Origin of the sequence: Collinsella sp. wc0583, from assembly GCF_046116915.1 — a bacterium.
Classification (GTDB): Bacteria; Actinomycetota; Coriobacteriia; order Coriobacteriales; family Coriobacteriaceae; genus Collinsella.
Window position 1 is genome coordinate 1 of sequence record NZ_JBJXBN010000004.1, and the last position, 24,414, is coordinate 24,414.

Here is a 24,414-nt window from a genome sequence, read left to right on the forward strand (position 1 = left end):
GTCGCAGCCCCGACCCGCGGTCACGAGCGGGGGCTCCTGTCGTTTCCGTGCCCCTGGATTGGGTCATAGTGTCTGACTTATGCTCAACCGGCAACGTTTTCGCGCTTGTCAAGATGGTCATTGGGGACGTTCTTAAACGACTAGTCATTCAAGAACGTCCCCAATGACTACCTGCAGAATGAGCGTGGATAATCTCCCGTTTTTGGCTCGGTGACGGTCTCAAAGTGGGAGATTATCCACGCTCGTTTGGCAAGTGTCCGAAAATCCACGGTTGCCCGCCTTGGATCGTATTGCCCGTGGTCGGCAGCCGGGCGACGCCGGTCCGCGTGGCGGCGTATAATCGGCGGCAGATGACTTGGACGTTAGGAAACCATGACCGATAGCATGCAGCAGATGGCGCTTGACACGCTCGGCGCCTATTTTGGCTACACCTCGTTTCGCCCGGGGCAGGACCGCATGGTCGATGCGATCCTTGCCGGTCGCGATGCGCTGGGTGTTATGCCCACGGGCGCCGGCAAGTCCATTTGCTACCAGGTGCCCGCGCTTATGCTGCCCGGCATTACCTTTGTGGTGAGTCCGCTGCTGTCGCTTATGGAGGACCAGACCCGCGCGTTGCTCGCGGCGGGTGCGCGACCCAGCTATCTCAACTCCAGTCTTACTCCGGCCCAGCAAAACACCGTGCTCAAGCGGGCGCGCGAGGGCCGCTACCAGCTTATGTACGTGGCGCCCGAGCGCCTGCTCGAGCCGCGCTTTTTAGCCTTTGCCCAGGAGGCCGCGGGTTCCGCCGGCATTGGCGTGCCGCTCGTGGCTATTGACGAGGCCCACTGCGTGAGCCAATGGGGCCAGGATTTCCGCCCCGCCTACCTGCAGATTCGCGAGTTCATCGATTCCCTGCCGCAGCGCCCCATCGTGGCGGCCTTTACCGCCACGGCGACTGAGCGCGTGCGCGCGGACATTCAGCAGATGCTCGGACTGCAAAACCCCGCGACCGTGGTGACGGGCTTCGATCGCAAGAACCTCTACTTTGGCTGCGAGGAGATGGGCGACAAGGCCAAGGCCGCGTGGGTGCGCGACTATGTGATCGCGCATTCGAGCGAGAGCGGCATCGTGTATTGCTCGACTCGCAAGACGGTCGATGCGCTGGCCGCGGAGCTTGCCGAGGCACTGGGCCCCAGCGGCATTCGTGTGGGGCGCTACCATGCCGGCATGGGCAACGACGCCCGCCGCCAGAGCCAGCGTGCCTTTATCGACGACGACATCCAGGTGATGGTTGCCACCAACGCCTTTGGCATGGGCATCGACAAGCCCAACGTGCGTTACGTGATTCACAACAACGTGCCCGAGAGCATCGAGGCCTACTACCAAGAGGCGGGTCGCGCCGGCCGAGATGGCGACCCGGCCAGCTGCCATCTGCTGTGGAACGGTAACGATTTCCGCATGCGGCGCTTTTTGATCGACCGCGGCGATGCGGCCGACGAGGCGCTTGACGACGAGCAGCGCGCGTGGGCGCTCCAGAACCGTTATCGCCTGCTCAGCCAGATGGAGGGCTACTGCAATACCACCGGCTGCCTGCGCGAATACATGCTGCGCTACTTTGGCGACGAAGCCGCGGCCGAGCATGCGGTTGCGGCTGCTGCGGGCGGCACCACAGACGACGCCGAGGGCTGCGGCAACTGTAGCAACTGCCTCACGCAGTTCGAGGTCGAGGACGTCACCGATATGGCCCGCGCCGCCGTGCGCTATGTGGCCACGCGCCCCATGCGCTTTGGCAAATCGCTGGTCGCCGACGTGCTCCATGGCGGCAACACCGAGCGCATTCGCCAGATGCATCTGGACGAGGACCGCGGCTACGGTGAGCTGTCGAGCGAATCGGTCGGGCGCATCAAGGACATCATCGGCCAGCTGTGCGGCCGCGGTTATCTGGCCACCTCGCAGGGGCAGTACCCGGTCGTGGGACTGGGTCCGCGTGCCGGCGAGGTCGAGGACGAGGCGTTCGCCTTTACCGTTAAGCGTCGCGCGTCCAAGCGCAAGGCCTCGGCCCGCGCCCGCCGCGCCGTCGATCTGCTGCGCGAGGAGGCCGAGCTGGATCAGCGCCCGCGCGTTGGCGACGATACCGAGCTGTTCGAGCGCCTGCGTGCCCTCCGCAAGGAGATCTCGACCGAGCTGGAGATGGCGCCGTATATGGTCTTTTCCGACAAGGCCCTGCGCGGCCTGTGCCGCCTGCGTCCGCAGACGCGCGAGGAGCTGATCCAGGTCAACGGCATTGGCGAGAAAAAAGCCGACGCCTTTGGCGAGCAGTTTATGGCGGCGATTGAAGAATTTGAGTCCGAGCATGCGCGGGATGGAGTGTAACGATGGCATTCGACGATAAAACCGACCGCACTGACGTGCCCGCCGTGCCGCTGTACCAGCAGGTCATGGTCGACCTAAAGGGCGAGATCGCGCGCGGCGTGTACCCCGCCGGCTCGCGCATCCCTGCCGAGATGGAGCTCGCGAAGTCCTACGGCGTGGGGCGCATCACCGTGCGCCGTGCCATCGAGGAGTTGTCGCGCGCGGGGTATCTCAACCGCCAGCAGGGGAGGGGCACGTTTGTGTGCGCCCCCAAGCTCAAGCGCAAGATTCGCCAGAAGGGTGACGTCCAGAGCTTTACTGAGGGTTGTGCTGCCAACGACATGGTGCCGGGTGCGCGTCTGGTGTCGCGCACGGTGGTCGCGGCGACGCACGAGGATGCGGCGTTCTTTGGCGTGGAGCCCGGCTGCGAGCTTATCGTGGTCGAGCGCGTGCGCACGGCCGACAGCATCCCCGTCATGCTCGAGAACAACGCCTTTGTGCTTGCCGACCATCCCTACCTGCAGACGCTGGCCGACGAGGACCTCACCGATAACTCAATCTTTGCGCTCGTTGCCGAGCATTCGGGTCGCGCGCCGCTCAAGTCCGACCCCTGCACCGTGGAGATTGCGCTTGCCGATACTCAGACGGCCCCGCTGCTGGAGGTGCCGGTCGGCGAGCCTCTCTTCTATATGGAGGCCTACTTTACCGACGCCGGCGGGCGCCCTCTACTGCTCGGCCGCCAAAAGATCGTGGGCTCGCGCTACGTCTTCGACATCTAACGTCCACAGATAGAACAACATAGAACAAATTTGCTGAGATGACTTCACGGGCGTTGTTACACGTGCTATAAATAGGACAACATAGAATGACAGCAGGTACGAGCTGTCGTCGTTCAAAGCCGTCCCACAAGGAGGAGCATCAGCATGAACGCACATGATCTGGTTCAGGAAATCATCGAGCGCAAGGGCAAGATCGAGAACGTCTTTTGGATCGCTTGCGGCGGTTCGATGATCGATCTCATGCCGGCCAACGAGCTGCTCAAGCGTGAGGCCACCACGTTTACCTCGACGGTCTACACGGCGCGCGAGTTTTGCCTGATGGCTCCCAAGAGTCTTGGCGAGAAGTCGCTCGTCATCGCCTGCAGCCACAGCGGCAACACGCAGGAGGTCGTCGACGGCTGCGAGATGGCGCTGGCCGCCGGTGCCGAGGTCATTGCCCTTACCGACTGCGAGGGCTCAAAGATCGACAACGGCAAGTGGACTACCTGGGTCTATCCGTGGGGTGAGGGCGTGTCGCAGGCTGAGGTGCCGCAGGGCATTGGCGCTCTGATCGCCGCCGAGTTGCTCGACCAGCAGGAAGGCTACGAGTCACTCGCCGACATGTATGAGGGCCTCAAGCAGATGGATGCGCTGCTGCCCGCCGCCCGTGAGAAGGTCAGCGCCGAGCTGGGCGCCCGCTTTGCCGAGCTCTGCCAGCAGCACAAGTTCTTCTATATCCTGGGCTCCGGCCCCAACTTTAGCCAGACCTATGCCATGGCGATTTGCTCGCTCATGGAGATGCAGTGGCAGCACTGCTGCTACATCCACTCCGGCGAGTACTTCCATGGCCCGTTCGAAGCCACCGAGCCCGGCGTGTTCTACTTTGTGCAGCTCGGATCGGGCGAGTGCCGCCCCATGGAGGAGCGCGCTCTTGCGTTCCTCAACACGCACACCGATACCGTCATGGTGCTCGATGCGCTCGAGTACGGCGTGGGTGACGTGCCTGCCAGCGTGCGTTCGTACCTGGAGCCGATCTTCTTCTACAACATGAGCTGCGAGCTGCGCGCCGCCCGCGGAAAGGTGTTCGACCACAGCCCCGAGATTCGTCGCTACATGGGCATCGAGCAGTACTAGGTAACGGGAAAAGCATTCACCTTCGATTCGCAAGCGTGTCGTTTGAGTCAAAAAGCGGGCCGCGCCGGGGATTTCCGACGCAGCCCGCTTGGTATTGCGCTTAGATTCACGAGGTGTCGCGGCAACCGACGCTTACTTGGCGTCGTATGCCTCGGCTTCCCACCAGTCGAGCTGGGCGATGTTGTCGCGGATGTGCTGGCAGCTCTTGTGGAAGCCCTCGAGCTCATACTCGGAAAGGTCGAGCGTGTAGACCTCCTCGACGCCCTCGGCGCCGATCACGCACGGCAGGGAGGTGAAGATGCCCTCCTCGCCATACTGGCCGGTCATGAGCGTGGAGGCGGAAAGCACGGCGTGCTCGTTGTGCAGAACGGCGGCGCAGACGCGCGCGGCGGAGTTGGCGACGGCGTACTCGGTGCACTGCTTGCCCTGGTAGGTCACATAGCCGCCCTTGCGTGCAAGCTCCTCGACCTCCATGTGGTCGAAGGCGTACTTGTCGGGGTTCTCGGCCTGAAGCTCGTTGAGGCTCTTGCCGGCGATGGTTGCGGCCTTAAAGGCGGCCAGCTGGCTAAAGCCGTGCTCGCCGATCATGTAGGCGTCGATGGACTTGGGGCTCACGCCGACCTTCTTGGAGATCTCGGTGCGCAGACGGGCGGAGTCCAGACCGCAGCCCGAGCCGATGATCTTCTTGGGATCGTAGCCGGTCAGGTGCCACAGCTCGGTGCACACGACGTCGCAGGGGTTGGAGATGCTCACGAAGATGCCGTCAAAGCCGGCGTCGACGATGCGCTTGGCAAAGGTGCGGGCGGCGTCGGTGGTAAAGAACAGCTCGCCGTCGCGGTTGCCGGCGGCCAGCGCGACCTTGCCGGCGGCGTTGACGATGACGTCGCAGCAGGCAAGTTCCTCGTAGTGGTCGTAGCAGTTGACGATCTTGGTGTTGTACGGGACAAACGAAAGGGAGTCGCGCAGGTCCTGGACCTCGGACGTCACCTTGGCCTCGTTGATATCGCACAGGTACAGCTCATCGGCAATGCCCTGCATGAGCAGGCTGTTGGCGACATGTGCTCCTACGTGGCCCTGGCCGACCACACCGATCTTACGCGTCTGGTACATATATGTATCCTTTCGGCCGAGTTTTTCGCGTCGAACCATTGTAGCGTCCTGTTGCCACTTTGCTAGGCTAAAGCGCTATAGATTTTTGGGCATGCCTTAATCTCTACTTTTGGAGCGATTTGGGCCGCTGACGGTATCGCTGGGCGATGTGCTCGCGCGGATGGCGCTGGTCGTTGTACCATAGCTGCAACTGACTCGTAAGGAGCATCCATGCCCATTCGCATCCCCGACGCCCTCCCTGCCGCCGCGCAGCTCGAGAGCGAGAACATCTTTGTCATGACCGAGTACCGGGCGCTGCACCAGGACATCCGTCCGCTGCGCGTGCTCATCCTCAACCTCATGCCCACCAAAATCGCTACCGAGACGCAGATCATGCGCAAGCTCTCCAACACGCCGCTGCAGGTGGAGGTGGACCTGCTGCGCACCAAAACACACGAGGCCACGCACGTGAGCGCCGGCCACCTGGAGACGTTCTACCGCACGTTCGACGACATCCGCGACATCCACTACGACGGCCTGATTATCACGGGCGCCCCGGTGGAACAGATGCCGTTCGAAGAGGTCGACTACTGGCCCGAGCTCTGCCAGATCATGGACTGGTCTACCACGCACGTACACTCTACGCTGCACATTTGTTGGGGCGCACAGGCCGGTCTGTACCATCATTACGGTATCCAGAAGTATGACCTGCCGGCAAAGGCGAGCGGCGTGTTCGAGCATTATCTGGTGAAGCCGCAAAGCCCGCTGGTCCGCGGCTTCGACGACCGTTTCTATGCCGTGCATTCGCGCAACACCGATGTGCGCCGCGAGGACGTGGAGGCCGAGCCGCAGCTTGAGGTCGTGGCCGTGTCCGACGAGGTGGGCCTGTACATCGTCAAGTCGACCGACAGCCGTCGCTTCTTTGTCTTTGGCCATCCCGAGTACGACACCGATACGCTGCGCCTGGAGTACGAGCGCGATGTGAAGCGCGGGCTCAACCCGGAGGTGCCGGCGCATTACTTCCCGGGCGACGACCCCTCCGCCGAGCCGCGCAACGTCTGGCGCAGCCAAGCTCAGCTGTTCTACACCAACTGGCTCAACTACTACGTCTACCAGACCACGCCCTACGACCTGGCCCGCGCCGGCGAGGAGCACTAGGCTGCGATGGTACTGCTGTAGCCGTGGCTGATATGGCGGCGATTAGGCGCTGATGATGTGGGGTAGCGGCAGGTCGTGAGCGTCGGTGGGAACGCGGTCGACACGCTGCTCGTCAAAGGCGATGCCGATGATTTGGCATGCGGGCGAGAGCATGGGCAGATAGCGGTCATAGCAACCGCCGCCGTAGCCCAGGCGCGCGCCGGTTTGGTCGAAGGCCACGAGCGGCACGACGATCATGTCGAGAACATCGGCAGGCACGATAGGGAAGCGGTCGCTGTCGATGTCCATGGCCGTGAAGGCCCGCGTGGGGTGGGCGATAAACGGAGCCGCGGACGCATCGTCGACAGCAACTGCCCGCATGCACATGCGCTGGCCACAAGCTGTGGCTTCGGCTGCCGAGAGCATGCACGGATAGGCTACGCGCCGGCCGCGCACGGCGGCCGCAGCGGCAAACGCGGCAGGATTGACTTCGGAACCCATCGCGGCATAGACGGCAACGGTGTGCGGTGCCGCGGGATCCGAGCGACCCAGTCGCTCAACAAGCCGCGCACAGATAACGGCAGACTTCGCCGCCCGCACATCCAAATCAATCGCATCGCGCCGGGCAATCACCGCTCGCCGCAATTTAGCCTTGTCCATCCCAACCTCCTCTAGCAAACCTGCCAAAAAGGGACAGGTTTATTTTGGCAGGTTTTATCTGGGCAAACAGCAAAACAACCACGAAGGGGATACATGCACCTTCGTGGTGGTCTGTGCTGTGATGGGTGTCTGCGGCGGTTTGTCTCGATCTGTAACAGTAACTCGGCAAAATTGGACTTAGATGTTACAGATTGAGACAAAGAGCTGGTGCCGTTCGGGAACGTCTCGATCTGTAACATCTGGAGCCGATATTGCCGTCTAGATGTTACAGATCGAGACAAACCGCCGCGGTGGGCTGCGCCGCCTCGCCCAAGCCGCAGAAAAAGGTCGATTTTCAGGCATGTCCTAAAAATCTACCTTTGTGCCTTAGCCCAGCAGGTCGATGACGTTGAAGCCGGCGTTGCTCTTGGCGATGACGTCGCGGCCGCCAAAGACGCAGGTGGGTGACTCGGCTGCGATGCGCGTTACGTCGGCGCCGAGCGAGCGAAGCTCACCGGGCGTGGCGGCGAGCATCTGGGTGCGGCGCTCCTCGCGCGCATGCGGATCGAGCCCGGCCAGGTAGGTCGTGTTGCGGCGCTTGGTGAGCGCGTACGGCTTCACCGGCGCGTCCATGCCGCTCACGCAGCTCACGATAAAGCCCTCAAAGGCGGCCTCGTCGGGATCAAAGCTGCCGAGCCATTCGCCCGCGCGCGCCACGCGCTCAATCGAGGGGTCGATTGCCGGGTCGCGGTAGGTGTAGAACGCCGCCTGACGCTCGCCGGCCGCGCGGAATCCGCAGCCGTACGCGCCGCCCTTAACGCGGATCTCGTTCCACAGATAGTCGTAGGAGAGCGCGTTGGCGGCAACCGCCCAGGCGCCCGTCACGTCGATGCCCAAGCGACGCGGGTCGCACGCGCTTGCCGCAAAACAGATGTCGCTGGGGATGACAAAGGCCTCGTGGCGGTCGCACGGCGTCGGCACCACGAGCGCGTTGCGGCCGGCATCGGCGCCGTCGCCAGCGCCCAGCTCCAGGTCGCCCGCGGCGGCCCAGTATGCGTTAAAGTCCTCGTCGCTGCCGGTAAAGCTCGCCAGGCAGCCATCGGCCACAAAGATGCGGCCTGCCAGCTCGGCAAGCTTGGTACGCAACCCGTTCACGCGCTCGTCAAAGTGGTCGAGCAGGTCGCGCAGGAACAGATAGAAGTCCACGCCCGAAAGCTGCTCGCGCACCACGGCCGAAGGCGAGCTGTAGCTCATCGCGCGACCGAGCGCCGCCGAGTGGCCGTTGTTGATAAAGCCCTGCTCAAGCCCAATGCGAATCTGTGTGAGCACGTCGCGCACGCGGTCGGCGTCGGCATCTGCCAAAAGCGTGCTCGACCATACCTCGCGCGGCAGACTCGCCAGCGCATCGATTTTCTCGGACAGGGCGCCGGCGCTCACCAGCAGGTAGGGGCGCACGCCGTCCACTTCGGGCTGCGTCATGACCTCGGTCGTAAAGCTCAAAAAGCCGAGCTTGCCAGCGAGCAAGTTGTCGAGTTCCTCGGCCGAGTGCTCGCGCGTGGGCAGCTGCTTAAGCAGGCGGCAGAGCAGTGTCACATAGGGCAGGTCCTCAAACGCGACGCAGTTCAGGTCGAAATACTGCATGGCGTAGGCCAGACGGTTGGTGGGGATGCCGTGGCGCAGGCAGGGGATGGGCACGGTCGTGTCCACGATCAGTGGCGGCTCGGGGCGCGCCTCGCCAATGTCGGACACGCGCAGGCGCGGCAGCGTGGCCTTGGCCTCGGGTGTGTCTTCCGCCTCCTGCGCGGCACGCAGCGCGGCCGTGCGCTCGACCACGTCGGTCAGCTCGGCATCGGTCATGGCATCGCGCTTGGCTGCCAGCTCGGCGGCCTCGGCACCCTCCGAACCCTCGGCGGCGTCCACCGGCACCAGCTCGACCAGTGCCATGTGGTCGTTTTCCAGCACCAGCTCGCGCAGCAGGTCCTCAAAATAGCTGCCGTCCAGCTCGCTACGCAGCTCCCCGTACACCGGGCCGTACTTGAGCGCCAGCGTCGCGGCGTCGTCATCGTAGAGCCAGGTGCTCAGCGCGTCGCACGCAATGGCCACGCCGTCGGCGATGCCATAGTCACGCTGGCGCAGGTCGTACTCGTTGCTGCTGATGATGGCTTCCAGACGCTCGCGCGGAACTCCGTGCTCGCACAGGTCGCGGCAGGCGTCCTGGAACACGCGACGCAGCTCGCGCGCCACACCGGGCTGTGCGTTTTGCAGCATGATGAGCTCGTAGGGCTGCAGGCTCTCGGCCGCGGTGTAGCTCACCACGTTGCCGCCCAGGCCGGCGGCCAGAATGGCCTTCTTAACCGGCGCTTCGTTGGAGCCCAGCAGCGCCTCGAACAGGATATCCGCCGCGATCGTGCGCTTGCGGTCGAGCGCGCTGCCCAGCACAAGGCCCAGGCCCACCAGGGCGTTCTCGGGTGTGGTGGCCATCTCGATGCGCTTGTACTCGCAGGTCACGGGCGCCTGCGCGTCCAACGGATTGGGCGCCAGCGTGGACGGGTCCTCGCCGGCGGCAACGGCAGCGTCCATGCGGCGGCTCGCGGCACTCGGCTGCGACAGATAGCGCTCGTCCAAAAAGGCCAGTGCGCGGTCCACGTCCAGGTCGCCGTAGAGCGTGATGTAGGAGTTGGAGGGATTGTAGTGTCGCGCGTGCGTGTCCAGGAACTGCTCGTAGGTGAGCGCGGGAATCGCGCGCGGGTCGCCGCCGCTCTCGTGCGCATAGGCGGTGTCGGGATAGAGCGCGGCGTTGACGGCATCGTCCAGCACGCTCATGGGATCGGACAGCGCGCCCTTCATCTCGTTGAACACCACGCCGTTATAACGCAGCGTGCCCTCGTGCAGGCTCGCGGCGCTGCTGTCGCCGTCGCCCTCCGGCAGGTCCAGTTCGTAGTGCCAGCCCTCCTGCTCAAAAATGGTGGGCTTGGTATAGATGGCCGGGTTGAACACCGCGTCCAGGTACACGTCCATCAGGTTGTACAGATCCTGCTCGTTGGTGGTGGCAACGGGGTAGATGGTCTTGTCGGGGTAGGTCATGGCGTTGAGGAACGTCTGCATGGAGCTCTTGATCAGGTCGACAAACGGCTCCTTGACGGGAAACTTGGCCGATCCGCACAGCACCGAGTGCTCAAGAATATGGAACACGCCGGTGGAATCGGCCGGCGGCGTCTTAAAGCCAATGGCAAAGGCCTTGTTTTCGTCGTCGCACGCCAGGTACAGCAGGCGAGCGCCCGAGGCAGTGTGTCGCAGCACGTAAGCGTCCGAGTCGAGCTCGGGCACGGTCTCGCGGCGCTCGACGGCAAAGCCGTGGCAGGTAGTGCCGGGCACCAGCAGTGCAGCGGCTGCGGCGCGCGGGTCGGTTGAGGTGGTGGGCATATGCAGTCTCCTTTGACGCCCCAGCGGGGGCGAATCGAGTCGAATCCACGAGAGTATACCCATATGGGGCCGCGGCTCTGCGGCGAACTGGAGACGATGCCAGCGGATTGGGTAAAGGCCCCGCGTGCCCGCCGCGCGAGCGTGGAAACTTGGACGCCTATCGAATGAGAGTGGATTTTCGGACGGAATCAGCCTCAAAACGCCCAAATACCGTCCAAATATCCACCCTCATTTCCCGACCGTCCAAAATCCACGCTCATCCGCCGCCCGCACATCTCTCATCTCTCATTCGTCACGAATACGAGAGATAACAGAAAGACGAGAGATAAATATGAGAGATAACTGAGCAGCAAAGAGACAAGCAATCATGGTATTATCTCAATACCGATTGTTCTACCAGCAAAAACATGTTTATATGAAACAGATGGCAGACATCTTATCTTTTATCTCTCACTCATCTCTAATATGAGAGATAACAGAAAGATGAGAGATAATTACGAGAGATAACTGAGAGACGAAGGAAATTCATTCGCGGCATTCTTCGCAGAACCGAGCGAAAGGACGTGCAGATGAACGAAAACGAACTGACCGGTCTGCTCGAGTCTTTAAGGCGCATGGGCTCGGACGATCTTAACGTCGAGGTCAAGGAGAGCGCCACAACGCTTTCCCGCGACGTATGGGAAACGGTCAGCGCTTTCGCAAACACCGCCGGCGGCATCATCGTGCTCGGAGTGAGCGAGCGCGCGGGTTTTGTCCCAGTTGCAAACTTTGAGACCGAGAAAGTGCTCAACCAATTCGTGGCGGGCATGGGTGATGCGGGCGGTCGCGGAAAGCTGGCCAATCCGCCCAAATACACCATTGAGCGCGTGGAGCTCCAGGGCACCGTGGTTCTGGTCATCACGATTGAGGAGCTCGACCCGTCGAGCAAGCCTTGTTATGTCATAGAGCGGGGCGCTCAAGGTGGCAGCTACAAACGCATCGATGACAAAGATGTCCCGCTTTCGTCGACCGAGGTGCTCGCATTGGCGTCATACGGTCGAGCGACTCCGAGCGATCGCGACGCGGTGGCGGGCGCGGGCGCGGACGATCTCGACGAGGCGCTGGTCGACCGTACGATAGATCGGGCTTTCTCGTTGACGCCTCGGGCAATGCGCGGCGCGCCGGACAAACAAACGAAGCTGGAGCGCCTAAATTTCCTTGATTCCCAGGGCAATGTTACCAAGGCTGGACTCCTAGTTGCGGGCACCTACCCTCAGCAGTTTTATCCCAAGCTCTTTATCGACATGGCTGTCTATGCGGGGACCCGGAAAGGCACGGCGGGATCGCTGAGGTTCATGGACCGCACAATCTGTGAGGGAACGTTGGGCGAGATGATCTCGGATGCCGTCGCGGCCGTCGCCAAGAATTTGCGGCGAACCTCGACCGTCCAAGGCGTCTCGCGTGTCGACTCGCTGGAGATTCCCGAGGAGGTTCTGCGCGAGGCAATCGCCAACGCCGTAATCCATCGAGAATACGGGGATCGGTTCTGTGGACAATCGATTACCGTCGACGTCTTTGACGATCGTGTCGAGGTGACGAATCCTGGCGGCCTTTACGGGGGAAAGACTCGCGAGAACTTGTTTGACGGCAGCTCCCGATGCCGTAACGCGACGCTTGTGAAGCTCATGTCGATTGTCCCGCTGCCGGATGGCGCAGGTTCGCCGGCTGAGGGCAATGGCTCGGGCATCCCGATGATGATCGATGCCATGCGCGCGCATGGTCTGGCCGAGCCCCTGTTCTGCCCGGGGTTCGATCGGTTCAAGGTCGTACTTTACCGTTCAAAGATCGAGCCGGTCGATCATGGCGGGGGCTTAATTGTGACGGCACTCAAACACTACGGCGAGCTGGGGACGCGCGAGCTGGCAGAGCACACAGGGCTTACAATTTCCCAGGTTAGGTCGCGCGTCAACGCGCTCATTGCTCAAGGCGAGCTTGAGCCCACGGCGCCGTCGACAAGCCGCAACCGCAAATATCGACTGTCAGAGCGCGTGGAATAAATGCGTTAGTGGACGAGGCGACTCAATAATCGACCCTCGATTGGCGCCCACTAAGGTAAAGCGGTTGTTGCCCAGTCGACGGTGATGCTAAAGACTCGGCTTACGCCGGCATGGCCCCGAACCCGTCTATCAAGAACAGCCTAAGAACCAGCTTGATGACATTTCCCGGTTTGACTTCAGCCGTGCCAAAGACGCTGCGCTCGGCGAGCTCGCTGCAGTATGCATAGATGTCGCGGATAAGGTCCGCGCCCGAGAGCGTAAACATGTAGCCTGCGTCCGAAAGCGCATTGGGCGCGGCAGGCAACTTGGCCATGTGACAGAACGTTTGCAGATCGGGCGCCATAACGTTCTGGTAGTCGAGGTGGCCGTTGGCATCCTGCGCGGCAAGCTCCAATTGGCGCACAAAATCCAGCGCCGCCGCTAACACAAAGCTCGGCGTAGGCGCATTGACGTTCTGGGTGGTCGCCACAAGCCTGCCCGCTGCCTGCGTGATAAGCCAGGCGACCTCGCGCTGGCAGCGCACGGCCTTGCGCGTAACCGGCTTGATGGACGAAGAAGAAACGCTCCCCTTAGGCGGATTCGAAGCAGCCATAAGACCCTCCCATGAACGACCCGGCCCAACAAGCCCGGATGAAACACGTGCTACATCAGTATACAGGTGAGTGGGGTGGAAAAACGGAGTCGACAGCGTGAACTGCCGGCTCCGGATTGCTTGCCTTAGAGGCCGTACACTTCGACCATAGCTTCGCCAATGCGATGGGGCACGCCGGTGACGAGTGCGTTGCCCATGCAGAAGGCCCGATGGCCGTCGGTCATGCCCGTATCGGTCCAACCTTTCGGGAATCCCTGAAGCTGATCGAGCTCGTCGGGAACAAGACGGCGGAAACGGCCATCGGGACATTCGATGACGTGCTTGAAGCGGCTCGCTCCCGTGCCGCCTTCTCCTGTGAGGATGGTGCGGCTCGGCTTGTCGGTGGCATCCGGGAAGCTCATGGCTCCCTCGGAATACGTGTACGTAAAGCCTGTCTTTTTGTTAGTGCGCTCTTCGCGCTTGCTGCCCTTAAGGTAGCGCCAGTCGGGAAGCTTTTCGTCGGAGATGTAGAACTGCTCCGGGACATCAGCTTCGTCGACAAGCACGTCGCCAAGCACGTGGCGCTTACCGTGATAGTCTTCGGCAAAGTCGCAGGTCAGAACATGACAGCCCTGCATGACGCCAGCATTCTTGAATTGAGAGGTCTTTTGGCCGACGCCAAAACGAGTTGAGTTCTCGTAGGGGTCGGGTAAAACGTCGAGCTCGGACATCTCGTCGGGATAGATGGCGGGGAAGGCTTTAGCCATGACGCCGTTGTGCATGCGGTCAACGAGATCAACCTTGCCAGCGTCCTTTTCGCAGAAGATATAAACACGCTTGCGACGCTGGGGGAAACCGTATTCGGCAGAGTTGACCACGCGCCATTCGACCGTGTAGTCGAGGTCGGCAAGACAGCTTAGGATGATGGCGAAGTCGCGACCGCGTTGAGACGCGGGCGACTTGAGCAGGCGGTCGACGTTCTCAAAGAGACCGAACTTGGGCTTCTTCATTTCGAGGAAGTGATAGATGTCCCACCAGAGGACACCCTTCTTTCCTTCGATGCCGTGTGCCTGATTGAGCGGACGCGCGACAGAGTAGTCTTGACAGGGGAAGCCGCCAACGACCATTTGGACATTGGGGATTTCGATTTTGCCCGCTTCGGCTTGTTCCAAGACCCTATTAATGTCATCGTTGACAACGGAATCATCGCCGAAGCGATCCATGTAGCAACGGGCCGCGAACTGACGCGCCTTGGTTCCGGGCGGTTCCCATTGATTTGCCCAAATGGTGCGGAAGGGGCCGGCTGGTTTCATATAAAACTCGGGATGTCGAGGGTCGGCATAGCCTTCGAGACCCAAACGAAATCCACCGACGCCCGCAAAAAGCTCGGCAATATTAATCTCAGACACGTTTCTCCAATCGCTGCTGTGTCCGTTTATGGTGCTCACAACAATAGCCGATCGAGGGGACAAGATCAAGACCTCAATTTTCTGGGCGTTAGTAGTTGCTCTGAACTACTATGGGGTTAGTTGCGAGTTTCGGAGGTATCCCGTGTCCAAGAAGCGCCTAGATTTCAAGCGCATGCTTGACGATACTGATTTTTCTGACCCTTCAAGCATTGAGCGCTACGCTGCCAATCTCGACGGCATGACGTTCCGCGATATTCTCGAGCTCGGTATTGCCCCGGAAGGGGAGAGTGCGCCCAAGGACTTTGGCTCTAAAAAGTACAAAGGCGGTATGGGTACTCTTATCGAGGAGCGCTACTTTGGCTACAAGGCCAATAGCGACGACCGTCCCGATTTTCCCGAGGCGGGCGTTGAGCTCAAGGCAACGTGTTTCGATGTGCTCAAGAATGGCCGTAAGTCTGCGGGTGAGCGTCTTGTCCTGACCATGATCCCTTACGACCGTCCTGTTTCGCTCGACTATGACAATTCTCACCTCAAGACTAAGCTCAGCAATATTCTGTTGATTTATTACGGCCGAGATCGTTCTATCGACAAATATGACCAGCGTATCGAGCGCGCTGTCATGGTGCGTCTTCCCGAAGAAGACATGAAAATCATTCGCGCCGACTACGAGAAGATCATTTCCTATATTCAGGATGGCCGTGCGGACGAGCTTTCAGAAGGCATGACGACTTATCTGGGTGCTTGCACGAAGGGCGCAACTGAGGCCACAATGTGGGCGGACCAGTATTATGAATACTTCAATACCGATACGGGTGAGATTGAGCGCCATCGCGCAAAGCGTCGCGCCTTTTCCCTCAAGCGCTCGTATATGGACTATGTGCTCCATACTTATGTCCTCGGTGCTCCGCGAGTCGGGGAGAGCATTGTTCAGGACGATGGCAAGTCTATCGATTTCGAAAGTTACGTAACTGGACTTATCGAGCGCCATTACGGTGAGACCGATCGTCAAATTGCCGAACAGTATGGACTGGAGTACACGGGCAATAAGGCGCAGTGGACAACGCTTGTCTATCGCATGCTCGGAATCAAAAACAGTGCTGCCGAGGAATTCGTCAAGGCAGGCATTTCCGTTCGAACTGTTCGAGTTAACAACAGGGGGCACATCGAGCAGGCTATGTCGTTTCCGCCGTTTGAGTTCAAGCGTTTGATCGAGGAAGACTGGGAAACGTCGCCTTTTCATGCGTGCCTTGAGACCAATCGCTTCTTCTTCGTTGTGTTTCGCGAGGACCACGATGGCGTGCTGCGTCTCGACCGTTGTCTGTTCTGGGCGATGGGAGAAAACGAAATCGAAGGCCCTGCGAAAGCTTGTTGGGATGAGACGCGAAAGGTAATACGTGAGGGCGTTGAGCTCAATCCGTATCGGGATGCGAGCGGAAAGCTCAAAGTGACTAACAATCTGCCCGGTATGGCGGACAACCCAATTGTTCACGTTCGTCCGCATACGTCAAAAGCGGCTTACAAGTTTGCCGATGGAACAGAGATCGGTGACATCGCAAGGAATGCTTACGAACTGCCCGACGGGCGTTGGATGACGAAGCAATCGTTCTGGTTCAACAAGGGCTACCTGGAGCATATTCTGGGGCTGTAGCGTTTTCGCATGGGATTCTCAACGGCGTTCTGTTCGTAACGTCGCTATTAGGCTTATAGGACAAAATGTGTGTCCCGATAGAACATCCGTTTCCATCCATTAATCCAGCCAGAACGGATACGGGTCCCTGCAGTGGAGGTCCTCCCACACGGCCCTGTCGCCCCACTCCGGCCCTCCGTCCTCGCGCGACGGCGAGGCGGAGTAGACGCTGAACAGGAAGTCGATGTCCGCGTCGGTCGGCATCGTGGCGAGCTTCTCGCGCGCCGTCCTCGCGTCCCCCGAGTGCGCGTGGCACCACCAGAACACCGCCTTCACGCGCTTGACCGACGTCAGCCCCCGGTGGTTGCGCAGGACGGCCCTCAGCTGCGAGTTCACCCCTCCCTCGATCATGTTGTTGGTCGACGGCAGCGGGCCGGCCTTGGCCAGGGCGGGGTCGAGGTAGGTGAACAGCGTCCCCGCCGACACCAGCGACGACAGCGACGAGCGCGCCCGCCTCAGCCTCTCGTGGGTGTAGACCCTCCTGCCGTCCACCACGGTCCTGTCCTCCAGGAAGTCGGCCCAGAACCCGCACCAGTCGAGGTAGCGCTCGACCCAGAGCTCGGCCTGGTGCAGCGTCTCGATGCCCATGAGGTCGCGCGCGATGAGGTAGAGCTCGCGCCCCGCCTGGAGCTTCGGCCGCGTCGTCGTGTAGCGCTTGACCTGCGAGAAGGCGTGGAAGGTGCACCTCTGGACCCTGGTGCGCGGCCAGGTCTCGCGCACGGCCTTGGCGAACCCGCTCCCGCCGTCGGTGACGACCACGTCGGGCGCCGGGATCGGCGCCATGAGGGCCGACCACGCCCTCGAGTTCTCCGACCTCGCCATGTACCAGGAGACCACCCTCTCGCCGCTGCAGCATATGAGCACCACGAGGTCGCGCGCGACCCAGATCCCGTCGACGTGGAGCACGCGGTGCAGCTCGCCGTCGGGGACGGGCATGGGCCAGACCTCCCAGAACTCGGCCGTCCTGCGCCTGAAGGACCGCCCGCCGCCCGGCATCATGGCTTGCGAGTCCTTCGAGAGGAGCCACCCGAGGAACTCCTCGAGCCTCGTCGCCGTGTCGTCGTACCTCACCGTCGTCGACGCGCCGCAGGCCGTGCACCTCCACCGCTGGGACCCCGATGAGGTCCTGCCGTTGCGCTTGGTCCGACCGCCGCAGTAGGGGCAATAAACGGCCTTCATGGGCACCTCTTCCGAAAGGGTATTTAACGGTTCCGGAAAAGGTTATCTACCTGCGGGAACGATAGGCAACCGGACACACATTCTGTCCGAGCGGTTAAAAGCGGGCACGGAATTTAAACGGCTGAAAAAGGGGCATCGACCTGCGCCGATGCCCCCAACGTGGACACACTTTTTGTCCTATAAGCCCGCTATTACTGATCGCGGCTCCGCCTCGCCATTACCTATGACGAGGCGGAGCCGTAGCTTTGATGACTAAATTGCCAGTCAAGATAATCAAATGAGCTGAGATGCACCGCCCTACGCCCGCAGCGCTCCAATGGGGAACGCGTAGACATCGTGCTCGGCGCGTTATGCTTCGCACTTCCTCATTTCTATAAAGGGTTTTCTCCAACTAATTTGAAAATGGTGACGTATATGCAGCTGACGGAAAGTCAATACATGTAATATTACAAGTATCAGACTGTCAGGAGGTAATGATGGATGAAAAGCCGCTATATCTTCAGGTTGAAGACCGTTTAAAGGCGAATATTGAATCGGGTGCCTGGGGGCCTGGTGAGCAAGTCCCGGGAGAACAGATTTTGTGCAAGCAGTTTGGCGTCAGCCGCGTGACGCTGCGACACGCATTGGCGAATCTTGTAAATGAAGGCCTGATGGTAAAAGAGCATGGGCGAGGCACATTCGTTGCAGATAACGAGAGTACGTCTGCTGCTTCTGACGGACATGCACGTTCTTCTGTCAGCTTTTCCGATCTTTGCCGATTGCAGGGAAAGGAGCCGTCTGCACGGATTGTGTCCGCCTCTCTCGAAGCGGATTGTCCAAAGGAAGTGGTTTCATTTCTGGGCCTAGACAATTCGCCTGCTTTTAAGCTCTGTCGCGTTAGGTTTTCTGATGGTAGGCCGGTACTGTCCGAAACCAATTACTTTCGAGCTTCCTTCGCGTTCTTGGCCGAACACGATCTCGAAGGGTCTTTATACGAACTTTTGCAGCGCCATGGCGTGATGCCGGGGGAACTTACTCGTCGTATAGGAATTGTCTATGCGGACGATCGAGACGCTGAGCTCCTCAAGGTCGACCTTGGTTCGGCTCTGCTATTCAATAGGTCCTTCGTTAAAGATTCGGAAGGGCATCCGCTGCATGTTGCCGATCAGCATGCCATTGCCGACGATCCGGGTCTTTATCAGTTTTACGCATAGAAGCGCTTGCCGCTTACGACTCTAAACTGCCGTTCGCGGGAAAACGACAGTTTTTTCTTGACTACGCTGCAGCGTGGATTATTCTCTAATTAATACATGTAGTAGGACATGTATTAATACAAAAGGAGTAGCGATGAAAGAAGAGAAAATCGTCCAGGACCTGCTCGCCAAGGATTTCCATCCCAAGAACGTTTACTTCGTGGCTTGCGGAGGGTCTCTCCTTGCTCAGTATCCGGCCTTCTACTTGATTCAGCGCGAGGGCAAGGGTATCGACGCACAGATGATTACGAGTAACGAATTCGTGCACGCCACCCCGAAGGCCCTGGATGAGAACTCCATTGCCGTATTCTGCTCGCTCTCGGGAACCCCCGAGACCATGGTGGCGACCGAGGTCGCGAAGAATGCCGGGGCGATTACGATTGCCTATTGCCATGATCCCAATGCCAATATGAGCAAGATTGCTGATTACCACGTCCCCTTTAACACAATCTTTAATCCCGAGACTAAATATATGGAGAGCAACGCCGCTCCTATTCTCAAGCTCGCCTTTGAGATCCTCTCTGCTTTCGATGGCTATGAGTATCTGAATGACGCTAACGCGGCGTTTGATATGTTGCAGGACGTTGTGAATGAGGTCGTTCGTTATATCGAGCCCCGCGCGCAAGAATTTGCCCGTTCGCACAAGGACGATAAGATTATCGTACCGCTTGCTGGCGGCCCTGCCCTGGGTGTCGGCTATGGTTTCTCCATCTGCAGCTTGATGGAGATGCAATGGGTCCATGCGCCCCTCATCAATACCGGCGAGTTCTTCCATGGGCCGTTTGAGATTGTGGACCGAACTACTCCCTTCGTTCTGTTTATGAGTGATGGCCGAAATCGTTCCAACGATGAGCGTGCAAAGAAGTTCCTTGATGAATATGCCGACCGCGTCACGGTGCTGGATGCGAAGGAGCTCTATATCAATCAATTCCCGGCAAGCGTCTGCGAGTTCTTCAATCACTTTGTGTTTGATGCGGCACAGCGTAGGCTCCTGTCTGCACTCGGGGATATCAGGAAACACGATCTGATGACGCGCCGTTATATGTGGCATGTCGAGTATTAAACGCCTGGTTTTATCGACTCGCTTTTAGGAATGGGTGACAATTATGATCGTCGCAACGAGGGTGGATGAGAGACTTATCCATGGGCAGGTTGCCGTATCTTGGCTGTCTGCATTAGGGGCTGATTGCATTCTTGTTGCAAATGACGAGGTTGCTGCAGATGATGCCCAACGCGCAATACTGAAAATGGCAAAGCCTTCTGGATGCAAGCTTGTAATAAAAGGACTTGATGATTCGATTGCGGCGATCAGAAGTGGCATAACGGACAAATACCGTCTGTTTATAGTCGTCAAAACCGTAAAAGATGCTTGCCTTCTCGCTCAAGGGTGCCCAGATATTAAGGCAATTAATCTGGGAAACGTCATACCGAGAGAGGGAACCCGACAAATTAGTCGGTGCGTTTACGTTTCTCCGGACGAAGAGAAGAGCCTTGTTGCGCTTGTTGAGGCGGGAGTCGATATCGTAATTCGGAGTTTGCCAGGAGATAAGGCATTGCGACTGGCGGAGGCTCTGTAGGCCTTTAGCGCAGCCAGATATTTGTGCTAATGAAAGGAGATGCAATGGACATTCTGTTGATCTTTCTTATTTCATGCTTTAGCTACTCGAATTGGTTTCTTGGTAAATCAATGCTTGATAGACCCCTGATAACGGGAACAATTGTGGGTCTCGCATTCGGTGATTTGGCAAGTGGCTGTATTATCGGCGCCACGATTGAGCTGGCCCTTATGGGCGCTCAGGGAATCGGAGCGGCTGCGCCTCCTGACGTGATTTCCGGTGGCATTTTGGGCACTGCGTTTGCGATCATTTCCCATTCAGATGCTGGCGCCGGCGTTGCTTTGGCAATCCCAATTTCAATGCTCGGAATGGTAATCAGGAATTTTTGCTACATCGTTCTGATTCCTCTTATTAATCGCGCTGCCGATGGATATGCCGAACGAGGAGACGTTGACGGGGTGTGCAGGACCCATCTTATCTCTAGCTTCTTCGGGTTCATTATTCCCCAGGCGCTGTATGTGACCGCAGCTTATGCGCTGGGTGCTCCGGTTATGGAAGGCGTACTTGCGGCTATTCCCGAATTTGTCCAGCATGGCTTGACGGTTGCCGCAGGCATTTTGCCCGCCCTCGGCTTTGTCATTCTGCTTAGGACTATCATGGACCGGAAATTGTTGCCTTATATGATCTTTGGATTCGTTCTCAGTGCGTATCTGGGCTTGCCAATCTTGGGTGTTTCGCTCATCGCCGCCGGAATTGTGCTGTTGATGGTATTTAAAGATCGCGAATCCGCTGTCGCTGTTACGGCTTCTGTGGAAGGAGACGACGATGAGTTCTAAAGAAGGTGGATCGAAAATCACCAAGTCCGATCTCAATAAAATTTTCCTACGCTCAATGACATTCGAGGGGTCCTGGGATTACGAGCGGCAAATGTACCTTGCGAATGCATTTACGCTTGGCCCAATTATCAAGAAGCTGTATCCGTCGAAAGAAGATCGCGCAGACGCATTGAAGCGCCATCTTGAGTTCTTTAACATCACCCCCTATCTCGCGACACTGGTTTGTGGAATTGTGACAGCAATGGAGGAGGTGAAGGCGAACGGCGGAGAAATTGGTGGAGAAGCTATCAGCAATGTGAAGACTTCGCTTATGGGCCCGTTGTCCGGCATTGGCGATTCGTTGTTTCTAACAACTTGGCGTACGGTTACTGCCGGAATTGGCTGCTCCATCGCAATGCAGGGGAACCCGCTCGGCGCTGTCCTATTTTTCTTACTGTTTAACATACCTGCACAAGCCGTGCGCTACATTTGCGCCATTAAAGGTTACGAGATGGGCAGCAAGCTACTCGTTAAGCTGTCCGAGACAAATATCATGAAACGTCTGACGAGACTGACTGGCGTCGTCGGCATGATGGCGGTGGGAGCAATGATTGCCTCAATGGTGAGCGTTACAACTCCGCTGGCTTTCGGTTCGGGCGATGAGGCCCTTGCCATTCAAGGCGTGCTGGATCAGATTATGCCATGCCTGCTTTCGGTAATCGCAACAGCTGTGATTTATTGGGTTATGGGAAAGAAGCCAAATACTGCGGTCGTTCTTGTCTCGATAGTCGTCTTTTCGATTGCATGCTCTGCGGTTGGAATTCTCTAGAGTTGATATCCTTGCTTAGCGTGAGCTGATTGCCATCCGGCTGAGTTTTGGTTTAGGCACTGCCCCCCCCTGCACTGACTCCGATGCGGGGGGGTTGTTTCTGTATTTATTCAGTCGGAGTATCGATTATCGATTGTTGGTCAGCTAAGTGTCGGCCTCTCGGTTTCCCGTTAGATATACCTTGCTACCTGCGCATACTCGATTTTCGAGCTTTGCCCTACAGGTAAATTCCCTCGAACAGGCTCTTGTGGAACTCGGCGTGATGGTCGCGTGCCCAGGTAAAGAGCGCCTGGTCAAAGTCGGTGCGCGTGGTCGGAACGCCAAAGACGCCGGCAACTTCGACGCGCACAAACTCCAGTGCCGGCAGCTTGTTGATGGCAGTGAGGGCAAACGGGGACGAGGGCTCCTCGAACAGATGGCGGCTGCCTTGCAGCGCGTCGCAACTGGTGCACGTGTTGCCGAGCGACGGGGCTTTGGAGGCTCGCGCGCCTACGGGCTTGTAGCCGCAACGCTTATGAAGGTAGTCGCGGATCTCGCCCGGCACGCAGCCAAGAGCGGGCACGATGGCGAGTGCGTTGGCGTTGGCCGTGTCGATGGCAATGTGCCCGGCTTCGTTGGGCGCGTGCGCGATGGCGATGCTCTCGTCGTTATCGGTTCGATAGGGAATGCCAAAGGCCGCGACCGAGGTCTCTTTGTGACACTTCCAGCACTCGCGCTTGCCCAGTACTAGATATATATACGGCGCTGAGGGGTCGGATCGGTCAACACCGGGCAGCCACTCGGCAAAGGGCTCGGGGTTGACGCCGCTGGGTACATACCAGATCTTCTTGGTCCGGTCCCATTTGGCGCCCAGCGCCTTGGCTTCTTCTTTGTGCGAAAAGGGGACATCGAGCTCGGTGCGCATGGCGGCTCCTTGGTGCTGCAGGTGCAAGTGGCTCAAGGATACCGCAGGGCGCAGACATCGCGGCGTTTTGCCGAGAAGCTGCGGTGCGGACTGATTGGTTATGCCGATGGATAGATCGACAAGTAGATGGTCGGCATTTGGCCAGTTGGGCGGTTGGAGCTGCCAGCGGATTTGGCGACATAAAACAAAACAGCCCAGAGGGCATAGCCTCTGAGCTGCGAACATTTGGTGGGCGTTAGAAGATTTGAACTTCTGACCTCTTCCGTGTCAGGGAAGCGCTCTCCCCCTGAGCTAAACGCCCGATCAAGGGTGCGCAAGCGCGCAAGGGATAATATAACGGAGCCTGAACTCGGTGGCAAGAACATTTTTAAAAATCGCTTACATTGTGGAATTCGGGGGCTTTGTCGCATCCATTTCAAAAGAGCCTGCTGCCGCGATTTGGCTGTCGCATAATGCAAGGCCATTGCGGTATCGAGCTATGGAAAGACGCCTGCGGAATTGTCCTACCGATAAGCGGACAAGCCTCCAGCTGGTGACTTCGCCGTGGTAAGGTAAGCCGAATTGTTTCCAGGCTGTTTCGGGGGAGTGGAATGAGCAAAGAGTGTGTCGAGCAGGTCGAAGGCGCAGGGGCTTCGGTGCCGATGACCGATATATCGAACATTGATGTGCCCGAGGGCATCGACGAGCTCAGCCGTAGCACCCGCCGCGCCTGGCGCGAGCGCCTTAACGATGCGTCGTCGCGCAAGATGATCACGGGCGTCTTGGCTACGCTGGTGGGCGGTTCGTTTTGGGGCTTCTCGGGCACCAGCGCGAGCTTTCTGTTCGATACCTACCACGTCGACACCTTGTGGCTTATGAGCGTGCGTCAGATTCTCGCCGGTCTACTCTTTATGGCCGTGGTTGTTACGCGCGACCGCGAGCGCCTGATTAAGCTCTGGACCACACCCGCCGATCGCAAGCAGCTGCTGCTCTTTACCGCCTTTGGCCTGCTGTTCAACCAGTTTTGCTATCTTTCGGCCGTGCGCCTGACGAACGCCGGAACCGCGACGGTGCTCCAGTGCCTGCAGCTCGTTATCATCATGGGCTACACCTGCGTGATCGATCGCCGCATGCCGCGTACTCGCGAAGTCATCGGCATTGGCCTGGCTCTGGGTGGAACCTTTTTAATCGCCACCGGCGGTGACCCCACCAGCCTGAATATTTCGCCGCTTGGCCTGGCAGCAGGTCTTATGTGTGCGGTCAGCGCCGCGTGTATGGCGGTGATTCCCGCCAAGATCCTGCCCGAATACGGCAGCCCCATCGTCACGGGTTCGGCAATGCTCACGGCGGGCGTGGTCTCGTGCGTCTTCGTGCAGCCCTGGGCGCATATGCCGGCGCTCGACGCTGCCGGCGTCGAGGCGCTCGCGGTGTTCGTGGTTATCGGCTCGTTTTTTGCTTACATGCTCTATATGCAGGGCGTTAAGGACATCGGCTCGGTACGTGCGAGCCTCATCGGAACCGTGGAGCCCGTCTCGGCGACCATCACCAGCGCCGTTATGCTGGGCACGGTGTTTTTGCCGACCGACCTTATCGGCTTTGCCATGATCATCGTGATGATGTTCCTCACGGTGTAGCTGGCGCCGCTGCCAAGACGGAAAAGGTGTTGTGCCGCATTTTCGCCAATTGATGTCCGTGTCTGGAGTTTA

The 24,414-nt window shown here is 59.1% G+C and carries 19 protein-coding genes and 1 tRNA gene; 12 read left to right on the forward strand and 8 right to left on the reverse strand.

The window, feature by feature from the left end; translation table 11 throughout:
- The first annotated feature begins 372 nt into the window (after window positions 1-372).
- The 3 genes from ACKUUJ_RS04130 to ACKUUJ_RS04140 all read left to right on the forward strand — a co-directional run bounded on the left by ACKUUJ_RS04130 (window position 373) and on the right by ACKUUJ_RS04140 (window position 4,223).
- Window positions 373-2,352 (forward strand): RecQ family ATP-dependent DNA helicase, encoded by a 1,980-nt coding sequence (locus ACKUUJ_RS04130; RefSeq protein ID WP_409064747.1) that lies wholly within the window; start codon window positions 373-375, stop codon window positions 2,350-2,352.
- Window positions 2,353-2,354: 2 nt separating this feature from the next.
- On the forward strand, window positions 2,355-3,110 hold the full coding sequence (locus ACKUUJ_RS04135) for a GntR family transcriptional regulator (RefSeq protein ID WP_409064748.1): 756 nt from the start codon (window positions 2,355-2,357) through the stop codon (window positions 3,108-3,110).
- 144 nt (window positions 3,111-3,254) lie between these two features.
- Window positions 3,255-4,223 (forward strand): SIS domain-containing protein, encoded by a 969-nt coding sequence (locus ACKUUJ_RS04140; protein WP_409064749.1) that lies wholly within the window; start codon window positions 3,255-3,257, stop codon window positions 4,221-4,223.
- A 132-nt stretch (window positions 4,224-4,355) separates the two neighbouring features.
- Here ACKUUJ_RS04140 and ACKUUJ_RS04145 read toward each other — a convergent pair whose 3' ends face one another.
- The gene (locus tag ACKUUJ_RS04145; RefSeq protein ID WP_035136789.1) at window positions 4,356-5,333 is read right to left on the reverse strand and encodes an L-lactate dehydrogenase; all 978 of its coding nucleotides are present in this window, start codon (window positions 5,331-5,333) and stop codon (window positions 4,356-4,358) included.
- A 210-nt stretch (window positions 5,334-5,543) separates the two neighbouring features.
- Here ACKUUJ_RS04145 and metA point away from each other — a divergent pair, with 210 nt between their 5' ends.
- Window positions 5,544-6,470 (forward strand): homoserine O-succinyltransferase, encoded by a 927-nt coding sequence (gene metA / locus ACKUUJ_RS04150; protein WP_035136791.1) that lies wholly within the window; start codon window positions 5,544-5,546, stop codon window positions 6,468-6,470.
- Between the two features lie 42 nt (window positions 6,471-6,512).
- Here the strand turns inward: metA and ACKUUJ_RS04155 are convergent, their stop codons facing one another.
- Together ACKUUJ_RS04155 and ACKUUJ_RS04160 are read right to left on the reverse strand one after the other, a co-directional pair.
- Entirely contained in the window at window positions 6,513-7,109 is a 597-nt protein-coding gene (locus ACKUUJ_RS04155; RefSeq protein WP_409064750.1) for a 5-formyltetrahydrofolate cyclo-ligase, read from the reverse strand.
- Between the two features lie 366 nt (window positions 7,110-7,475).
- Window positions 7,476-10,511, reverse strand: a complete 3,036-nt coding sequence (locus ACKUUJ_RS04160) for an insulinase family protein (RefSeq protein ID WP_409064751.1) — start codon at window positions 10,509-10,511, stop codon at window positions 7,476-7,478.
- 569 nt (window positions 10,512-11,080) lie between these two features.
- On the opposite strand from ACKUUJ_RS04160, the gene ACKUUJ_RS04165 reads away from it, so the two are divergent.
- Window positions 11,081-12,547, forward strand: a complete 1,467-nt coding sequence (locus ACKUUJ_RS04165; protein ID WP_409064752.1) for an ATP-binding protein — start codon at window positions 11,081-11,083, stop codon at window positions 12,545-12,547.
- Window positions 12,548-12,647: 100 nt separating this feature from the next.
- On the opposite strand, the gene ACKUUJ_RS04170 is transcribed toward ACKUUJ_RS04165, so the two are convergent.
- Both ACKUUJ_RS04170 and dcm read right to left on the reverse strand, forming a co-directional pair.
- A complete protein-coding gene (locus ACKUUJ_RS04170; RefSeq protein ID WP_409064753.1) occupies window positions 12,648-13,139 on the reverse strand; it encodes a hypothetical protein in 492 nt (163 codons plus the stop codon).
- A 125-nt stretch (window positions 13,140-13,264) separates the two neighbouring features.
- Entirely contained in the window at window positions 13,265-14,527 is a 1,263-nt protein-coding gene (gene dcm, locus ACKUUJ_RS04175) for a DNA (cytosine-5-)-methyltransferase (RefSeq protein ID WP_409064754.1), read from the reverse strand.
- Between the two features lie 142 nt (window positions 14,528-14,669).
- On the opposite strand from dcm, the gene ACKUUJ_RS04180 reads away from it, so the two are divergent.
- Window positions 14,670-16,175, forward strand: a complete 1,506-nt coding sequence (locus ACKUUJ_RS04180) for a Sau3AI family type II restriction endonuclease (RefSeq protein WP_409064755.1) — start codon at window positions 14,670-14,672, stop codon at window positions 16,173-16,175.
- Between the two features lie 99 nt (window positions 16,176-16,274).
- Here the strand turns inward: ACKUUJ_RS04180 and ACKUUJ_RS04185 are convergent, their stop codons facing one another.
- On the reverse strand, window positions 16,275-17,393 hold the full coding sequence (locus ACKUUJ_RS04185; RefSeq protein WP_409064756.1) for an IS1249 family transposase: 1,119 nt from the start codon (window positions 17,391-17,393) through the stop codon (window positions 16,275-16,277).
- A 476-nt stretch (window positions 17,394-17,869) separates the two neighbouring features.
- Between ACKUUJ_RS04185 and ACKUUJ_RS04190 the strand changes: the two genes are divergently transcribed.
- From ACKUUJ_RS04190 to ACKUUJ_RS04210, 5 genes are all read left to right on the forward strand, one after another.
- Window positions 17,870-18,586 (forward strand): GntR family transcriptional regulator, encoded by a 717-nt coding sequence (locus tag ACKUUJ_RS04190; protein WP_158554614.1) that lies wholly within the window; start codon window positions 17,870-17,872, stop codon window positions 18,584-18,586.
- Between the two features lie 133 nt (window positions 18,587-18,719).
- The gene (locus ACKUUJ_RS04195) at window positions 18,720-19,688 is read left to right on the forward strand and encodes an SIS domain-containing protein (protein WP_195920042.1); all 969 of its coding nucleotides are present in this window, start codon (window positions 18,720-18,722) and stop codon (window positions 19,686-19,688) included.
- Between the two features lie 43 nt (window positions 19,689-19,731).
- Window positions 19,732-20,202: a PTS sugar transporter subunit IIB gene (locus ACKUUJ_RS04200; protein ID WP_117746736.1), complete on the forward strand. Its 471-nt coding sequence runs from the start codon at window positions 19,732-19,734 to the stop codon at window positions 20,200-20,202.
- Window positions 20,203-20,246: 44 nt separating this feature from the next.
- A complete protein-coding gene (locus tag ACKUUJ_RS04205) occupies window positions 20,247-21,017 on the forward strand; it encodes a PTS mannose/fructose/sorbose/N-acetylgalactosamine transporter subunit IIC (RefSeq protein WP_409064757.1) in 771 nt (256 codons plus the stop codon).
- Window positions 21,007-21,825, forward strand: coding sequence for a PTS system mannose/fructose/sorbose family transporter subunit IID (locus ACKUUJ_RS04210; RefSeq protein WP_349075030.1), 819 nt, complete (start codon window positions 21,007-21,009; stop codon window positions 21,823-21,825). The genes ACKUUJ_RS04205 and ACKUUJ_RS04210 overlap by 11 nt, the downstream gene beginning before the upstream one ends.
- A gap of 217 nt (window positions 21,826-22,042) precedes the next feature.
- Here ACKUUJ_RS04210 and ACKUUJ_RS04215 read toward each other — a convergent pair whose 3' ends face one another.
- Both ACKUUJ_RS04215 and ACKUUJ_RS04220 read right to left on the reverse strand, forming a co-directional pair.
- Complete coding sequence (locus tag ACKUUJ_RS04215) at window positions 22,043-22,729, reverse strand: DUF5710 domain-containing protein (RefSeq protein WP_409064758.1); 687 nt, start codon at window positions 22,727-22,729, stop codon at window positions 22,043-22,045.
- A gap of 226 nt (window positions 22,730-22,955) precedes the next feature.
- Window positions 22,956-23,030 (reverse strand) — tRNA-Val (locus ACKUUJ_RS04220).
- A 289-nt stretch (window positions 23,031-23,319) separates the two neighbouring features.
- Here ACKUUJ_RS04220 and ACKUUJ_RS04225 point away from each other — a divergent pair.
- On the forward strand, window positions 23,320-24,342 hold the full coding sequence (locus ACKUUJ_RS04225) for a DMT family transporter (RefSeq protein ID WP_409064759.1): 1,023 nt from the start codon (window positions 23,320-23,322) through the stop codon (window positions 24,340-24,342).
- Window positions 24,343-24,414: the final 72 nt, after the last annotated feature.

Excerpts from the sequence above, each read along its gene's own strand:
- ACKUUJ_RS04130 (WP_409064747.1), top strand. The coding sequence starts at position 373 with ATGACCGATAGCATGCAGCAGATGGCGCTTGACACGCTCGGCGCCTAT.
- ACKUUJ_RS04135 (WP_409064748.1), top strand. The coding sequence starts at position 2,355 with ATGGCATTCGACGATAAAACCGACCGCACTGACGTGCCCGCCGTGCCG.
- ACKUUJ_RS04140 (WP_409064749.1), top strand. The coding sequence starts at position 3,255 with ATGAACGCACATGATCTGGTTCAGGAAATCATCGAGCGCAAGGGCAAG.
- ACKUUJ_RS04145 (WP_035136789.1), bottom strand. The coding sequence starts at position 5,333 with ATGTACCAGACGCGTAAGATCGGTGTGGTCGGCCAGGGCCACGTAGGA.
- metA (WP_035136791.1), top strand. The coding sequence starts at position 5,544 with ATGCCCATTCGCATCCCCGACGCCCTCCCTGCCGCCGCGCAGCTCGAG.
- ACKUUJ_RS04155 (WP_409064750.1), bottom strand. The coding sequence starts at position 7,109 with ATGGACAAGGCTAAATTGCGGCGAGCGGTGATTGCCCGGCGCGATGCG.
- ACKUUJ_RS04160 (WP_409064751.1), bottom strand. The coding sequence starts at position 10,511 with ATGCCCACCACCTCAACCGACCCGCGCGCCGCAGCCGCTGCACTGCTG.
- ACKUUJ_RS04165 (WP_409064752.1), top strand. The coding sequence starts at position 11,081 with ATGAACGAAAACGAACTGACCGGTCTGCTCGAGTCTTTAAGGCGCATG.
- ACKUUJ_RS04170 (WP_409064753.1), bottom strand. The coding sequence starts at position 13,139 with ATGGCTGCTTCGAATCCGCCTAAGGGGAGCGTTTCTTCTTCGTCCATC.
- ACKUUJ_RS04185 (WP_409064756.1), bottom strand. The coding sequence starts at position 17,393 with ATGAAGGCCGTTTATTGCCCCTACTGCGGCGGTCGGACCAAGCGCAAC.
- ACKUUJ_RS04190 (WP_158554614.1), top strand. The coding sequence starts at position 17,870 with ATGGATGAAAAGCCGCTATATCTTCAGGTTGAAGACCGTTTAAAGGCG.
- ACKUUJ_RS04195 (WP_195920042.1), top strand. The coding sequence starts at position 18,720 with ATGAAAGAAGAGAAAATCGTCCAGGACCTGCTCGCCAAGGATTTCCAT.
- ACKUUJ_RS04200 (WP_117746736.1), top strand. The coding sequence starts at position 19,732 with ATGATCGTCGCAACGAGGGTGGATGAGAGACTTATCCATGGGCAGGTT.
- ACKUUJ_RS04205 (WP_409064757.1), top strand. The coding sequence starts at position 20,247 with ATGGACATTCTGTTGATCTTTCTTATTTCATGCTTTAGCTACTCGAAT.
- ACKUUJ_RS04210 (WP_349075030.1), top strand. The coding sequence starts at position 21,007 with ATGAGTTCTAAAGAAGGTGGATCGAAAATCACCAAGTCCGATCTCAAT.
- ACKUUJ_RS04215 (WP_409064758.1), bottom strand. The coding sequence starts at position 22,729 with ATGCGCACCGAGCTCGATGTCCCCTTTTCGCACAAAGAAGAAGCCAAG.
- ACKUUJ_RS04225 (WP_409064759.1), top strand. The coding sequence starts at position 23,320 with ATGAGCAAAGAGTGTGTCGAGCAGGTCGAAGGCGCAGGGGCTTCGGTG.